The 13851-nt window shown below is 48.6% G+C and carries 16 protein-coding genes; 13 read left to right on the top strand and 3 right to left on the bottom strand.

Annotated elements, in window-relative coordinates; all coding sequences use genetic code 11:
* The first annotated feature begins 3 nt into the window (after positions 1-3).
* Complete coding sequence (locus tag BUQ98_RS01075) at positions 4-438, top strand: LPP20 family lipoprotein (RefSeq protein WP_074212099.1); 435 nt, start codon at positions 4-6, stop codon at positions 436-438.
* 192 nt (positions 439-630) lie between these two features.
* Here the strand turns inward: BUQ98_RS01075 and BUQ98_RS01080 are convergent, their stop codons facing one another.
* From BUQ98_RS01080 to flgA, 3 genes are all read right to left on the bottom strand, one after another.
* Positions 631-1065 carry a flagella synthesis protein FlgN gene (locus BUQ98_RS01080; protein ID WP_074212100.1) on the bottom strand — a complete coding sequence of 145 codons (435 nt, stop codon included), beginning with the start codon at positions 1063-1065 and terminating at the stop codon, positions 631-633.
* Positions 1066-1081: 16 nt separating this feature from the next.
* Positions 1082-1405 carry a flagellar biosynthesis anti-sigma factor FlgM gene (gene flgM / locus BUQ98_RS01085; protein ID WP_074212101.1) on the bottom strand — a complete coding sequence of 108 codons (324 nt, stop codon included), beginning with the start codon at positions 1403-1405 and terminating at the stop codon, positions 1082-1084.
* Between the two features lie 88 nt (positions 1406-1493).
* A complete protein-coding gene (gene flgA / locus BUQ98_RS01090) occupies positions 1494-2186 on the bottom strand; it encodes a flagellar basal body P-ring formation chaperone FlgA (RefSeq protein WP_074212102.1) in 693 nt (230 codons plus the stop codon).
* Between the two features lie 124 nt (positions 2187-2310).
* Here flgA and BUQ98_RS01095 point away from each other — a divergent pair, with 124 nt between their 5' ends.
* The 12 genes from BUQ98_RS01095 to flgK all read left to right on the top strand — a co-directional run bounded on the left by BUQ98_RS01095 (position 2311) and on the right by flgK (position 13849).
* Entirely contained in the window at positions 2311-3234 is a 924-nt protein-coding gene (locus BUQ98_RS01095; RefSeq protein WP_074212103.1) for a chemotaxis protein CheV, read from the top strand.
* A gap of 26 nt (positions 3235-3260) precedes the next feature.
* Complete coding sequence (locus tag BUQ98_RS01100) at positions 3261-4088, top strand: CheR family methyltransferase (RefSeq protein WP_074212104.1); 828 nt, start codon at positions 3261-3263, stop codon at positions 4086-4088.
* A 186-nt stretch (positions 4089-4274) separates the two neighbouring features.
* Positions 4275-4670, top strand: a complete 396-nt coding sequence (flgB, locus tag BUQ98_RS01105; protein WP_074212105.1) for a flagellar basal body rod protein FlgB — start codon at positions 4275-4277, stop codon at positions 4668-4670.
* Positions 4671-4673: 3 nt separating this feature from the next.
* Entirely contained in the window at positions 4674-5087 is a 414-nt protein-coding gene (flgC, locus tag BUQ98_RS01110; protein ID WP_046074967.1) for a flagellar basal body rod protein FlgC, read from the top strand.
* Between the two features lie 14 nt (positions 5088-5101).
* Positions 5102-5845: a flagellar hook assembly protein FlgD gene (gene flgD, locus BUQ98_RS01115; protein ID WP_074212106.1), complete on the top strand. Its 744-nt coding sequence runs from the start codon at positions 5102-5104 to the stop codon at positions 5843-5845.
* Between the two features lie 24 nt (positions 5846-5869).
* On the top strand, positions 5870-7183 hold the full coding sequence (gene flgE, locus BUQ98_RS01120; protein WP_074212107.1) for a flagellar hook protein FlgE: 1314 nt from the start codon (positions 5870-5872) through the stop codon (positions 7181-7183).
* 170 nt (positions 7184-7353) lie between these two features.
* Positions 7354-8103, top strand: a complete 750-nt coding sequence (gene flgF, locus BUQ98_RS01125) for a flagellar basal-body rod protein FlgF (protein ID WP_074212108.1) — start codon at positions 7354-7356, stop codon at positions 8101-8103.
* A 22-nt stretch (positions 8104-8125) separates the two neighbouring features.
* Positions 8126-8914, top strand: a complete 789-nt coding sequence (gene flgG, locus BUQ98_RS01130) for a flagellar basal-body rod protein FlgG (protein ID WP_074212109.1) — start codon at positions 8126-8128, stop codon at positions 8912-8914.
* Positions 8915-8930: 16 nt separating this feature from the next.
* A complete protein-coding gene (locus BUQ98_RS01135; protein ID WP_175566270.1) occupies positions 8931-9728 on the top strand; it encodes a flagellar basal body L-ring protein FlgH in 798 nt (265 codons plus the stop codon).
* Between the two features lie 61 nt (positions 9729-9789).
* The gene (locus BUQ98_RS01140; protein ID WP_371515109.1) at positions 9790-10842 is read left to right on the top strand and encodes a flagellar basal body P-ring protein FlgI; all 1053 of its coding nucleotides are present in this window, start codon (positions 9790-9792) and stop codon (positions 10840-10842) included.
* 9 nt (positions 10843-10851) lie between these two features.
* Positions 10852-11802 carry a flagellar assembly peptidoglycan hydrolase FlgJ gene (gene flgJ / locus BUQ98_RS01145; protein ID WP_074212111.1) on the top strand — a complete coding sequence of 317 codons (951 nt, stop codon included), beginning with the start codon at positions 10852-10854 and terminating at the stop codon, positions 11800-11802.
* A 169-nt stretch (positions 11803-11971) separates the two neighbouring features.
* Entirely contained in the window at positions 11972-13849 is a 1878-nt protein-coding gene (gene flgK / locus BUQ98_RS01150) for a flagellar hook-associated protein FlgK (protein WP_074212112.1), read from the top strand.
* Positions 13850-13851 lie beyond the last annotated feature (2 nt).

Genomic DNA, 13851 nt, shown 5'->3' on the forward strand with positions numbered 1-13851 from the left:
TAAATGCTTAAAAAACATGGATTGCTTTTCGCCGTTTTGTTGATGATTTCTGCATGTCAGCCCCTCACTAAAATGAAAGAAGAAAATATCATTTCGGCAGTAGGGATGGCGTCGATTAGTGCGCAACAAGGCGCAACGCAAGAAGAAAAAGAAACCCGAGCCATGCGCGCTTCGAAAGTGGATGCGTATAAAGAATTGAGTGAGCAGGTGTATGGATTGCGAGTAAGCAGCCGTGCGCGTGTAGACGATCAAAGTTTAGGCCGAGACACTACCCAGGGTGCGGTGGATGGCATTATTCGCGGCGCAGAGGTCGTGGCCAGCTATAAAGTAGGCGATAGCTACGTCACTGAACTAGAGCTTGATCTCGATACCATGCAGAAAATGAAACGCTACGGCGAGTCTCAGCCGGTGCCAAGTAACAACAATATTATTTTCTAGGGTTCGTTTTTCAGCGTTGATGATCAAGAGACAAAGGCGGGCGGATGCTCGCTTTTTTCGTTTCTGCTAGACGGTGTCTAGACTGCAGTGTTACATGCCGTAAATCTGTTTGTGTTTTGAGGGACAGATTTGTGTTAAAGAGACAGAAAATTGACGCTTTGAGGCTGAAAGGTAGAGGGTGAGAGCTGTTGTTTACGCTTTTACGTTAGTGCCGAGGGTTTTTCGTCCAGAGGCATTTCCATCTTGATTGTAAGTAAGCTCTGATTTTCCGCCGCTTTCTTGGAATAAATTGCGCAAGCGGTGGATACTCAAACTGGCTCGCTGTAAAATAATCCCATTGGTTTCATTTTGCTGTTTACACGCAGACAAACAACGTTGGATCGCGCTGACGTGTTCGCGCAAGCTTTCGTCATGGTTGAGTGAGTCACGTTCTGGGTGGCGACTAATTTGCGCATCGTTGCGCTGAATTTCATTGATTAAAGTCTGTTTTTGTTTTGCCATGGCATCAATATCATCTGAGGCACGGCTCGCAATCACGTTGGCTTCTTGCTCAAGGAGGGTTTGGAGAGCCTGGACACACTCCCGCTGTTGCTCAATAAGCGTGGTTAAAGGTGCAGTAGGACTCATAACTACTCCTGTCAGCTTAGCTTTCGTTTAGATCGTTCTCAAAACGCATCATATTGGCAGCGAGTTTATCGGCATCCACTTTATAAGAGCCATTAGATATCGCTTGTTTAATTTGATCCACTTTAGCGCTATCAAAATACGGCTCAGCGGCCATTTTTTGATTCATCTTATCGATCACCTGGCTTTGTTGGCTCAGCGAGACAGCATCGTCTTGAGACTTAACGCTTTGCTGCTCACGTACTGTGCCGCTTTGTGTCTCTTGTGTTTTGGTTTGATTACTCGTATTTCGAGTTGTGGTCAGTGCTTGCTGATTACCACGTAATTGGTCAATACTCGCCATAACATCGCCTTACTGTCAGTCGCTTTTGAGTCCGTTGCTCAGCATATCGGCACACATAGGTGTTACTTTAGCCCTGAGACGTAAAAAGTCAGAAATTAACCGTTACTTCACCGACCGCTGAGATTGTAGCATCGACAATACGATTAGATTTATTGTTCTTTACTTTTATTTGCTCACCAAGAGCACCGTCACTTAATGCCGTACCTTTTGCAACAATGTTGAGTCCGTTTCCTTGCGCAGTGATCAAAACGTCATCATTTCGACACACGGCACAGACATCGTTACTGCTGATCGGCTCGCCAATCCCTACTGTCCGTTTGACTTTAGAGCCAATCAACCGAGCAGGTTGGGTATAGGTTTGGCCGCGTTGAAACCGACTATTTACCATTTGAATGGTTAGATCACTTGAAGCAAGAGCCATGCCACGATTTAGCGGTCGTCGCGCAACAACCGAGGGTGTCATGAGCTCAATTTTAACCGGAATATACACTTGCCAGTTGTCTCGATCACAAGACACCATAACCGTGACGGAGGTATTAACCTGTTGTCGACCTGGTACCTTTGTATCCAGCGCTATTGGACAGTCTGTTAAACGCATTCGAGAATCAAGGTTACCCGCAGCGATATTGAGTTCGCCGTTTTTTGGCACGGAAATAATTCCTGCAACATGTTGTTCCGCGGCATCTTGCACCGCTTCAATTTGACTTACTGTTGCAGCGGCTATACTTACGCTAAAGCCAGAAAGCAAAGTGACGATAAATAAACGCAATATCTTGGACATAGTTCCAAACCATCAGTAGCGGACAAAGAAGAAATTTTCCCTTCTTTCTCGAGAGTCATGTGATTAACCACTATGATTACCATGCTACTCTACAAAAAAAATGGGGCAATATGGAGTTTATCTTATGACAGGTGGTGTTCTTGATTCGGTCAACCAGCGCACGCAGTTGGTGGGGCAAAACCGTTTAGAGCTGTTGACTTTCCGCCTGATGAGAAAACAGCGCTTTGGCATTAATGTTTTTAAAGTCAAGGAAGTGTTGCAGTGCCCTCGACTCACAGCAATGGCGAATTTGCATCCTCTCGTTAAAGGGGTGGCCCATATCCGCGGTCAAACCGTCTCTGTCATTGATATGAGTCTAGCAACAGGCGGGCCAGCTATACCTGATCCAGAGAATCGCTTTGTGATCATTGCAGAGTTCAACCGTTCCATGCAGGGCTTTTTAGTTGGCTCGGTAGAGCGGATCGTCAATATGAACTGGGAAAAAATTCTGCCGCCGCCGCAAGGGACCGGACGGTCACATTACCTCACGGCAGTGACCGAAATTGATAATGAGCTGGTAGAAGTCCTCGATGTTGAGAAGATTCTCAATGAAATCGCGCCAGTGAATGAAGATGTCAGTGAAGAAGTCTTATCGAAACGTCAAGAAAGGGAAGAAAGTGCGCCGAGCCAAGTATTGGTGGCGGATGACTCCAGTGTCGCTCGACGTCAGGTTAAACGCGCGGTTGAAAGTGTCGGTTATGACGTTATTTTGGTGCAAGATGGTAAAGAAGCACTCGAAAAATTGAAAGAAATGGCCGCCGAAGGAAATATCTACAGCCAACTAGCCTTGGTGATCTCAGATATCGAAATGCCTGAAATGGACGGGTATACGCTTACCACAGAGATTAGAAAAGATTCGAGTCTTAAAGATCTTCATGTAGTATTACACTCATCCCTAAGTGGCGTATTTAACGAGGCCATGGTTCAACGTGTAGGAGCCAACTCGTTCATTGCTAAGTTCGATCCAGATGAATTGGGCTCTGCCGTCATTGAGGCGGTTAAGTCGTAACGCAACCAGAGCGATTGAGTTAATTAATGACAAATGTAGCAATCAGTGACCAAGAGTATCGGGATTTCTGTAAACACCTTGAAGCCAAGTGTGGGATCGTGCTCGGAGACAGTAAACAGTATTTGGTGCGTAGCCGTTTAAGTCCGCTCGTGAATAAATTTGGCTTGGCGTCATTGTCAGAATTGGTCAAGTCGGTGATCACTGGGCGAAATCGTGAACTGGCTGTCGCCGCCATTGATGCGATGACGACGAATGAAACCTTGTGGTTTCGTGATACCTATCCATATGAGGTATTAGCACACCGTCTGTTACCGGAGCTGGCGAAGTCACGAAAACCTATCAAAATATGGTCGTCAGCCAGTTCATCTGGACAAGAACCTTATTCGATTGCCATGACGGTCGCGGAGACACAGCAGCGTAAACCAGGGATGCTCGGAAGCGTGAGCATTACCGCGACCGATATTTCAACGTCGATGCTAGAGGCCTGCCGTCAGGGAATTTACGACAATTTGGCTCTCGGCCGTGGCTTGTCCCCTGAACGGCGACGTACCTTTTTTGAAGAGGCGGACGACGGGAAAATGCGGATAAAAGAGAACATCAAGCGGATGGTCACTTTCCGTCCGCAAAACTTGATGGAAAGTTACAGTTTGTTGGGGAAATTTGACATCATTTTTTGTCGTAATGTATTGATTTATTTCTCACCTGACATGAAAGCAAAAGTGCTCAACCAAATGGCGGGTGCGCTCAATCCGGGCGGTTACTTGATTCTCGGAGCATCAGAATCACTCACTGGCTTGACCGATAAATTTGAGATGATCCGCTGTAATCCGGGCATTATCTATAAGCTGAAGTGATCCTTTCTAAAGCGGCACATTGTTTGCCGCTTTTTTATAGGTAGGCATCGCGATCCATGTCGACTCACTATTCATGGTTACACTCGAACCCCGCATCCCACCTGACTCCAACATAAAAAACAGACCAAAATTGAAACTTGGCACCCTGTTTGCTTTATTTCATGTAGTAGAACTCGGAGGTTGTCCATGGCGATCACATTTGACAATGCATTAGGCGTGCATCAGCACACCGTCGGCGTAAGAGGTAAGCGGGCAGAAACGTTGTCTAGCAATATCGCTAATGCCAATACGCCAGGCTATAAGGCGCAAGACATTGACTTTCAGCGTGCCCTTAAGGCGGCAACATCCGGGGCAAATATTGGCCTAAGTCGCACCAATGAGCGGCACATTGCTGCCTCTACCCACGTGATGGGAGAGAAGAAGTACCGTATCCCAACACAGCCGGATACGGGAGATGGCAATACGGTTGATGAGCAACTAGAAAAGAATTTATTCATGCAGAATGCATTGGAATACCAAGCCTCACTTGATTTTCTTGGCTCTAAGTTCAAGAACATGAAGAAGGCATTGAATGGGAAATAATCGATGAGTTTGTTTAATATTTTTAACGTGTCGGGATCGGCGATGAGTGCCGAATCAGTACGATTGAACACCACATCAAGCAACCTGGCCAATGCCAATTCGGTGAGCAGCTCTGCTGAAGAAACTTATCGAGCCCGGCATCCGATTTTCTCTGCGGAGCTTAACCGCTTCAAGCAGCAGGGCGAGAGTGTGCCGGTTAATATTGACGGTATTGTGGAAAGCCAAAAACCATTACGTGCGGAATATAACCCAGATCATCCGATGTCGAATGAAGAGGGTTATATCTTTAAACCGAACGTCAATGTAATGGAAGAAATGGCGAACATGATTTCTGCATCGCGGGCCTACCAAACCAATGTACAGGTGGCCGATGCGAGTAAACAAATGCTGATGCGTACGCTTCAGATGGGGCAGTAATGTAGGAGGCGAAGATGGCCGGAATCGACGGTACAGGTTCGAGTAACGGACTGTCCTACATTGACCAGCTAAAGGCGCAGCAAGAGAAAAAACTGCAAGAGAGCCAGGATACAACAACGGGTAAACAGGCACTCGAACAGGAAGATTTCCTCTCTCTGCTCACCAAGCAGCTGTCACAACAGGATCCGTTCAAGCCTGTCGATAATGACAAGATGATCTCACAGATGGCGTCTTTTGCCACGGTAGAAGGGATCGGCAAGATGAACAATCAGTTTGATTCGTTCAATGAGTCGATTACGTCTAACCAAGCATTGCAAGCGTCATCCTTGGTCGGACGTGATGTCCTTGTGCCTGGCTCTACAGGTGTTAAAGGAGAGGCGGGTGGCGTCGCGGGGATGGTGAAATTACCGCGTGCGCTCGATAACGTCAGTGTTCGGGTTGAAAACGAGCAAGGACAACTGCTGAGAACATTCAGTATGGGCGCCAAGCCACCCGGTGATCACCGCGTGGAATGGGATGGGCTAGATGATAGTGGCAATCCCATGCCGGAAGGCACCTATAAGCTCAAAGTCAGCGGTATGGTTGATGGCAAAACACAAGAGTTCGATGTGTCGACCTATGCCAATGTAAACAGTGTCTTGCTGGGGAATGGCGATGGCAACGTGATGCTCAATCTTGCCGGCTTCTCCTCACCGTTTAAGCTTGCTGAAGTGCTAGAGGTCGGTAACGCCGACGTCGGAAATGTGACGAAAGGCTAACCGATTTATTAGGAGTGAAAAGCCATGGGTTTTAATATTGCGTTAAGTGGCCTTGGTGCGGCCCAGAAAGACATGAACACCACCAGTAACAACATCTCTAACGCCAATACGTATGGCTTTAAGGAATCACGTGCTGAGTTTGGTGATGTCTACTCAACCTCAATCTTCTCCAATTCGAAGACCACTAACGGTACCGGTGTACAGACGTCGACCGTGGCGCAGCAGTTCCACGAAGGCTCGAGTATCTACACCAATAACCCGCTCGATTTGCGGATTAGCGGTAATGGCTTTTTCGGTGTGTCAAATGACAAGCTGCAAACCAATGATTATCACCTAACGCGAAACGGTGCCTTCCACCTTGATAAAAATAACGACATTATCAACTCTGAAGGCCAGTACTTACTGGGTTATAATGTCGACCCTGATACCCAGCAGGTTTCTTCTTATGAGCCCCAATCTCTGAATGTGCCGGATCAATTTGGTCAGCCTCGTGCGTCACAAAATGTGGATATTGGTTTGAACTTGCCAGCTGGTGGAGCAGAGAAAGATCCCGCGCAGTTTAATTTTGAAGACCCAGAAACCTACAACAAGCAAACCTCTGCAACGGTGTATGACTCGCTCGGTCAGCCTTACAAGCTATCGACCTATTATGTCAAGGGCAACGATCCTGCCACCCCAAACAGTTGGTCGGTTTACTACACCATGACAGATCCTGAAGGTGAGAAGCCGGTGAATATCCAAGGGGGGAATTCAACCAATGCAGCGGGGCAGGTGGGTCACACTGTCGACTTTAACTCTGATGGCTCGGTGAACAGTATCAATGGCGGTAACCCGATAGTGACCGATGCACTGGGGCCAGCAGGCGCTGGATTGGAAATGAATGGTGCTAACGGTGACCAGCAGCTCACGCTCAATTTTGATAATCCGACCCAGTATGCGGCCCCTTTTGAGATGCGTAAATTCACCGATGATGGTGCAACCACCGGCTATCTCACTAAGGTCGATATTGATCCTAAAGGCACCATCATGGCGACATACAGTAATGGTGAAAATGTAGCATTAGGACGGGTTGGTATGGTGCGTGTTGCCAACCAGCAAGGCTTGGCACAGGTTGGTAATACTCAGTGGGATATCACCCAAGATTCAGGTGACCCCATCTTTGGTGAAGCGATGCAAGGGGCATTTGGCCAAGTCAAAAGCGGGACGATTGAGCAATCAAACATTGATATGACCCAGGAACTCGTCGACTTGATCACGGCGCAGCGTAACTTCCAGGCGAACTCGCGCGCCTTGGAAGTGAGCAACCAGATGCAACAAAACATCCTACAGATCCGTTAGAGACGATAGGTCTTGCCGCCGGCTGAGATGGCGGCAAGGCTTTTCCATTTTTTTACCATCCTCTTTTCTTCCTTGGCTTTTTTATTCCTATCCTTTTGAAAAATAACGCACTAAATTAGTGGCACGCTCTTTGCTTTGTTCTATGTAGAACGATTGTGGAGGCAACCAATATGGATCGCGCGTTATACCTCGCCATGAGTGGCGCAAAGCAAGATATGCAGGCAATGCAGTTGCGCGCCAACAATCTGGCTAATGTCAGCACCACGGGATTCCGAGCTGATCTCGAGCAGTCTCGATCGATGCAAGCATACGGAGAGGGCTTGCCAAGCCGAGTCTTTAACATGACCGAGCGACCCGGGTATAGCTTCCAACAAGGTTCAACAATCACGACGGGCCGTAATCTCGATGTTGCCGTTCAAGGCGACGGTTGGATGTCTGTGTTGGATAGTCAAGGGCAAGAAGGTTACACCCGAGCGGGCCACCTTAAAGTGGACCAAACCGGGTTACTGCAAAATAGTAACGGTAACCTCATACTTGGCGAAAACGGCGGGCCGATCTTTATCCCATTACCGGCCGCGAAGATAGAAGTGGGTAAAGACGGGGGGGTCTCTGTACTCCCCCAAGGTGCGCCAGCTGACGCGATGGAAGTGGTAGATAGAATCAAACTGGTTCGCCCAGATAACCAAGATCTCTTCAAAGACAAAGACGGCGTGTTTAAACCGAAAGAACTAGGCACCGTATTTCCGGCTGATGCAGGGGTGACACTACAAACGGGTGCGTTAGAAGGCAGTAATGTCAATGCTGTCGGTGAGATGACAGGGCTAATTGACTTGCAACGTCATTTTGAAATGCAAGTGAAGTTAATGAAAACCGCAGAAAAAATGGACGAGTCGTCAGCATCGCTATTACGGCTTGGCTAAGGTTTATTAAGAGGAAGTAATTATGCATCCAGCATTATGGGTCAGTAAAACCGGACTTGATGCGCAGCAGACCAATATTTCGACCATTTCGAATAACTTAGCCAACGCATCAACCATCGGCTTTAAAAAATCGCGTGCGGTGTTCGAAGATCTTTTCTATCAAAACATTAATCAGCCGGGTGGTCAGTCTTCTCAGAATACGGAGTTGCCGAGTGGTTTGATGCTGGGGGCCGGCTCAAAGGTGGTTGCCACGCAACGCGTACATACCAACGGTAATGTACAAACCACAGACAACGCGCTCGATATGATGATCGAAGGGGATGGCTTTTTCCAAGTACTGCTCCCCGATGGCAACATTGGTTATCAGCGTAATGGTCAATTTACCTTGAATGACGAAGGGACGATCGTTACCTCGGGCTCAGGGTATACGTTAGAGCCTGAGATCACGGTGCCTGAGGACGCAGTACAAATAACCGTGGGGACCGATGGTGAAGTCTCTGTACGGTTACGTGGCCAGCAAGAAAACCAAGTGCTGGGCCAACTCACGACGGTTGATTTTATTAACCCAGGCGGCTTGGAGCCTGTTGGCCAGAATATTTACTTGCCAACAGGAGCAAGTGGCGACCCGCAAGAAGGGGTGCCAGGACTCGATGGGTTTGGTGAAGTGAAACAATCCATGCTTGAGACCTCGAACGTGAACGTCACTGAAGAGCTGGTTAACATGATTGAGGCACAACGTGTTTATGAGATGAACTCTAAAGTGATCTCATCCGTTGACCAAATGCTCAGCTATGTGAATCAACAGCTGTAAGTCAGGTAAGGAGGCAATGATGGCGATACAACGCGTATTAATTTCGAGCCTTTTCCTTGCGACCTTGCTGGGGCTGGGCGGCTGTTCATTGCCGGGGCAACAAGACACTGGCAGTGATCTTGACCAAGCCACCTCGACCACTGATGCGGTAGAAGGGGATACCACGCCGGACAGTGAAGGGTTGATTGGTTTATTACGTCAACGTGAAGACCCAAAAGCAGACGATCCGGCTTGGTCACCGATTCAGCCGCAACAACCGCCCGAGCATTACGCCACGGCGACAGGCTCCTTATTCAACGTTAATGACCAGCGCGACCTGTACGATGGCTCAAAACCACGTGGTTTAGGTGACATTGTTACCGTGATGCTGGAAGAAAACACCCAAGCGCAAAAGAGTGCGAGCTCTGATCTGGCCAAATCGAATGATCTGAGTATGGATCCCTTATCGCTAGGCGGAGAGGAGATCACCATTGGTGAGCGTACGCTATCGTACGAAGTAAGCAACGATAACTCGGTCACCGGTTCCACCTCTGCGGATCAAAGCAATAGCTTACAAGGCTCTATTTCTGTTCAGGTGGTGGATGTGCTCGCGAATGGCAACCTGATGGTACGTGGCGAAAAGTGGTTAACCTTGAACTCAGGGGATGAATATATCCGCCTAAGTGGCACGATCCGTCCCGCTGATATTGGTTCGGACAACACCATTGCCTCGACACGCATTTCCAACGCAAGAATTCAGTATTCAGGTACGGGCGAGCGACAAGATACCCAAGAGCAAGGCTGGTTGGCACGATTCTTTAATGTCACCTTGTAGCCCTATAATGTGACGGAGAGTTGACGTGAAAAAGTGGTTATTATCGATAGTCTTGCTGGTTATGGCCACGCCAAGTCTCGCGGCTCGAATAAAAGATGTTTCGGAAGTGGCTGGGGTGCGCAGTAACACCTTAACAGGATATGGCTTGGTCGTCGGTTTGCCAGGCACAGGGGAGAGCACGCCCTTTACTGATCAAAGCTTTAAATCGATGCTAGAGAACTTTGGCATACAACTTCCTCCCGATATCAACCCGCAAGCGGCAAACATTGCCGCGGTAGCCGTGACGGCTGATCTACCGGCGTTTGCTAAACAAGGTCAAAAACTTGACGTTACCGTTTCTTCGATTGGTTCTGCTGAGAGCTTACGGGGAGGAACGTTACTTCAAACCTTTCTGAAAGGGTTGGACGGTAACGTGTATGCAACCGCACAAGGTAATTTGATTGTAGGTGGCTTTAGCGCCACGGGGGCCGACGGCTCTCAGTTGGTCGGGAACACGCCCACAGTGGGTCGAATTACCAATGGCGCATCGGTCGAACGTGAAGTCCCTAACCCTTTTGGGCGTGGCGACCACTTAACATTTAACCTTTTCCAGTCCGACTTTACGACGGCTCAGCGCATGGCAGATGCAATTAATCGCTTTTTAGGGCCATCGACGGCCTCAGCTATGGATGCCACTTCTATCCGTGTCAGAGCACCGCGTGATGTGAGTCAGCGTGTAGCATTTTTATCGACAGTCGAGAATATTGAATTCCAACCGGGTGATGCAGCAGCCAAAATTATCGTTAATTCTCGTACAGGAACGATCGTCGTTGGGCAAAATGTGCGCCTTCGCCCCGCGGCTATCACACATGGCGGAATGACAGTGTCGATCCAAGAGGATTTTAATGTCGATCAACCTAACCCATTTGGCGGTGGCGAAGCCGTGGTCACGCCAGATACCGAGATCAATGTTGAAGAAGAAGAGGGACGAATGTTTCACTTCAAACCCGGCGTGACATTAGATGACTTGGTGCGTGCGGTTAATGGGGTTGGCGCTGCGCCGTCCGATCTGATGGCGATTCTACAAGCGCTGAAACAAGCCGGGGCCATCGATGGCCAACTGATAGTGATATAGGTCAACGCAATGAAATCTCCTGTTGATAGCCAATTTGTACACGATATAAGTCAGCTTGATTCGTTACGTCGCCAAGCGGTAAAAGGCGGAGAAGGCGATGAGAAAGCGGCATTACGTTCCGCGGCAGAACAATTTGAATCGTTATTTACGCAGATGCTGTTTAAGTCGATGCGGGATGCTAATGAAGCGTTCGAATCTGATTTGATCGATGATCGAACCTCCAAGTTCTACGAGCAAATGGCAGACGAGCAGATGGCGAGTGAACTCAGCCGAGAGGGATCACTTGGCTTGGCGGATATGATTGTTGAACAACTAGGCCGTGCACAAGGTGATAATAAATCTGATTTAGAAAATGCGGCCCGGGCGTCAGCGCAATCACTTCCCCTTGATCAAATCCGAAGTAGAGAGGCGGCAGAAAAAGCAATTGCGGCATTGGACAGTCAGTCTATCGCTCCCCCGAGAGTGGATCGCTCTCCTGTACAGCGTGGTGAAAACTTTGACTCTCCCGCATCATTTGTCGATACCTTAGCCCCACATGCACGTCGTGCGGCCCGTGCGTTGGGCACCGATCCGGCAATTATTCTTGCCCAAGCGGCGCTAGAAACGGGATGGGGACAAAAGGTTATCGCCAATGCCCGTGACAACAGTCACAACTTGTTTAATATTAAGGCTGATCAACGTTGGGGGGGCGATAAAGTTGCCACACAAACGCTTGAAGTGTATGACGGGATCCCGGTTAAAGAAACGGCAAGCTTTCGCTCTTACCCCTCCTATCAAGACAGTTTTGATGATTTCGTCTCATTTTTGCGTGATAACCCGCGCTATGAGCAAGCCTTATCGCAATCAGCCCAACCTGAACGGTTCATTCGTGAGCTTCATCAGGCGGGGTATGCCACCGATCCGGAATACGCTGATAAAGTGATCCGCGTCCTTGACCAAGTGCGTGGCATGATGGATTAAGATAGCGGCAGGCAAGGGCTTGCCGTTTTGCTTTTTTATCTCCTTGAAGATTGTTTTTTATCTTTTAAGTATATGATTTAATTTAATATTAAACTAAAACCCCTCCTTGGCTTAATTTTTGCTTAATTCCTAATATCTCGTTTTAATTGCCGGGTTATTTGGAGGCACAATGGGCTTGGACCTGCTTTCCCTTGGGTCGCAAGGCGTACTGACTGCGCAGCGACAGCTGAATACAACAGGTCACAATATCTCAAACGTGAATACGGAGGGGTATAGCCGCCAGTCGGTTGAGCAAAAAACCAATGATGCCCAATTCTGGGGTGGCAATAATTACGGCACCGGTGTCCATGCTGCCGCCATCCGCCGCAACTACGATAAGTTTGCCGTAAATGAGCTTAACGTCTCGACCTCTAACCTCTCTCATGCCGCTGCTCGTAACGATCAGCTTGGACGGCTTGACGATATGATGGCGCATTCCGCCAAAAAAATTCCCGAGAATATGAACGAGTTCTACGGTGCGGTTAAAGGCCTGGCAGATAGCCCGAGTGATATGGGCGCACGTAAAGTCGTATTAGAAAAAGCGGGGATGGTCGCTGCAGGCATGAATGATGTCTATGGTGTGCTGCAGCAGCAGTCGATTGACACGTCTTCGCAAATTGATGCGACGGTTAAGCGTATGAATGATATCGGTCAAGAGCTGGTGGATGTGCATAAAGCGATACTGAAAACGCCCGCTGAAGCGAATGACCTGCTCGATCGCCATGACAAGCTAATCCGTGAGTTATCAGAATACACCCAGGTGAGTGTGAATGCCCGTGAGGACGGGTTGTTTAATGTCATCATCGGCAGTGGTCATATGCTCGTCTCGGGCATGAACAGCAGTGAGCTGACGACATTGCCGGGAAATCCGGATCACCAAGAACGCCAATTGGCACTCGTTGAAGGTAAGAGTGTAAAAGCCATCTCGAACAGCGATATTCGCGGTAAGTTAGGGGCTCTATTCGAATACCGAGACGATACCCTGGGCCAAGCCCGTGATGAGTTAGGCCGCATGGCGATTGGTTTTTCTGGTGCGTTAAATGACTTACAAGAGCAAGGTTTTGATCTTAATGGTGAAGTCGGAAAAAATATTTTTACCGACTTTAACAATGAACGAATTGCTCGTTCACGAGTGATCAAAAGCGGGGAGTCCGGTGCCGATCTCAAGGTCTATATTGATGATCTGCAGCAGCTTAAACGTGGTGATTACCAACTCAAGTTTGATGGTGCTCAATATACGCTGACATCGCCGGATGGAAAGCAATCTACCGTAACGCCGAGTGGCACGCCTCCGAGTTTTAATGTCGACGGTATGCGCGTGCAAGTGGACGCAGGGCTCGCTGCCAATGAGCGCGTATTAATCCGTCCCGCGCGTTCAGCTGCTGGGCAAATGCGAGCCATCATGGATGATCCCGCCGACATCGCGGCACAAAGCTATGTCAGTGCCAGCTCGGTGAGCAATGGTGAGGGAGATGTCCGTGTGCTGCAAAGCGGTGCGCAAAAAGAGTTTCAAGTTCGTCTCTCGCCCGATGGCAGCCAATTTGCAGTAACTGATCCTCAGGGGCAAGTCTTGGTGGCGCCGCAAGCTTACCCACCGGGTGGGCCTGTTGATGTTAATGGCACCATCATTGATATCAATGATAAAGCAGTCTCCGATGATGTGCTGGCCATTAGCCTTATCCCCGCTGACGGTGACAATAGTAACCTAATCCGCATGCAAGAGTTGCAAACCAAGAAATTAATGGATAATGGCCGTTCCACGGTGCTTGATGTTTATGAAGGTCTGAGTACCGATCTTGGGGTTCAAAAAGCCTCTTATGAACGGTTACAAGATGTGAGTATGGTTGAACATGATGCAGCGGAAAGCCGCGTCGCGGAAGTCTCAGGGGTTAACTTGGATGAAGAGGCAGCAAACATGATGAAATTCCAACGTGCGTATATGGCGGCTTCACGTATCATGACCGCGGCCAATGAAACCTTTGATTCACTGCTCAACGCAACGCGATAAGG

The sequence above is a fragment of the Salinivibrio sp. ES.052 genome (assembly GCF_900141775.1).
Taxonomy (GTDB): Bacteria; Pseudomonadota; Gammaproteobacteria; order Enterobacterales; family Vibrionaceae; genus Salinivibrio.

What these genes read in the sequence shown, in the direction of transcription:
- flgM (WP_074212101.1), bottom strand. Translation starts at nt 1,405, where the DNA reads ATGGCGAGTATTGACCAATTACGTGGTAATCAGCAAGCACTGACCACA.
- flgF (WP_074212108.1), top strand. Translation starts at nt 7,354, where the DNA reads ATGGATCGCGCGTTATACCTCGCCATGAGTGGCGCAAAGCAAGATATG.
- BUQ98_RS01095 (WP_074212103.1), top strand. Translation starts at nt 2,311, where the DNA reads ATGACAGGTGGTGTTCTTGATTCGGTCAACCAGCGCACGCAGTTGGTG.
- flgC (WP_046074967.1), top strand. Translation starts at nt 4,674, where the DNA reads ATGAGTTTGTTTAATATTTTTAACGTGTCGGGATCGGCGATGAGTGCC.
- flgG (WP_074212109.1), top strand. Translation starts at nt 8,126, where the DNA reads ATGCATCCAGCATTATGGGTCAGTAAAACCGGACTTGATGCGCAGCAG.
- flgK (WP_074212112.1), top strand. Translation starts at nt 11,972, where the DNA reads ATGGGCTTGGACCTGCTTTCCCTTGGGTCGCAAGGCGTACTGACTGCG.
- BUQ98_RS01080 (WP_074212100.1), bottom strand. Translation starts at nt 1,065, where the DNA reads ATGAGTCCTACTGCACCTTTAACCACGCTTATTGAGCAACAGCGGGAG.
- BUQ98_RS01135 (WP_175566270.1), top strand. Translation starts at nt 8,931, where the DNA reads ATGATGGCGATACAACGCGTATTAATTTCGAGCCTTTTCCTTGCGACC.
- flgD (WP_074212106.1), top strand. Translation starts at nt 5,102, where the DNA reads ATGGCCGGAATCGACGGTACAGGTTCGAGTAACGGACTGTCCTACATT.
- BUQ98_RS01075 (WP_074212099.1), top strand. Translation starts at nt 4, where the DNA reads ATGCTTAAAAAACATGGATTGCTTTTCGCCGTTTTGTTGATGATTTCT.
- flgB (WP_074212105.1), top strand. Translation starts at nt 4,275, where the DNA reads ATGGCGATCACATTTGACAATGCATTAGGCGTGCATCAGCACACCGTC.
- flgE (WP_074212107.1), top strand. Translation starts at nt 5,870, where the DNA reads ATGGGTTTTAATATTGCGTTAAGTGGCCTTGGTGCGGCCCAGAAAGAC.
- flgJ (WP_074212111.1), top strand. Translation starts at nt 10,852, where the DNA reads ATGAAATCTCCTGTTGATAGCCAATTTGTACACGATATAAGTCAGCTT.
- BUQ98_RS01100 (WP_074212104.1), top strand. Translation starts at nt 3,261, where the DNA reads ATGACAAATGTAGCAATCAGTGACCAAGAGTATCGGGATTTCTGTAAA.
- flgA (WP_074212102.1), bottom strand. Translation starts at nt 2,186, where the DNA reads ATGTCCAAGATATTGCGTTTATTTATCGTCACTTTGCTTTCTGGCTTT.
- BUQ98_RS01140 (WP_371515109.1), top strand. Translation starts at nt 9,790, where the DNA reads ATGGCCACGCCAAGTCTCGCGGCTCGAATAAAAGATGTTTCGGAAGTG.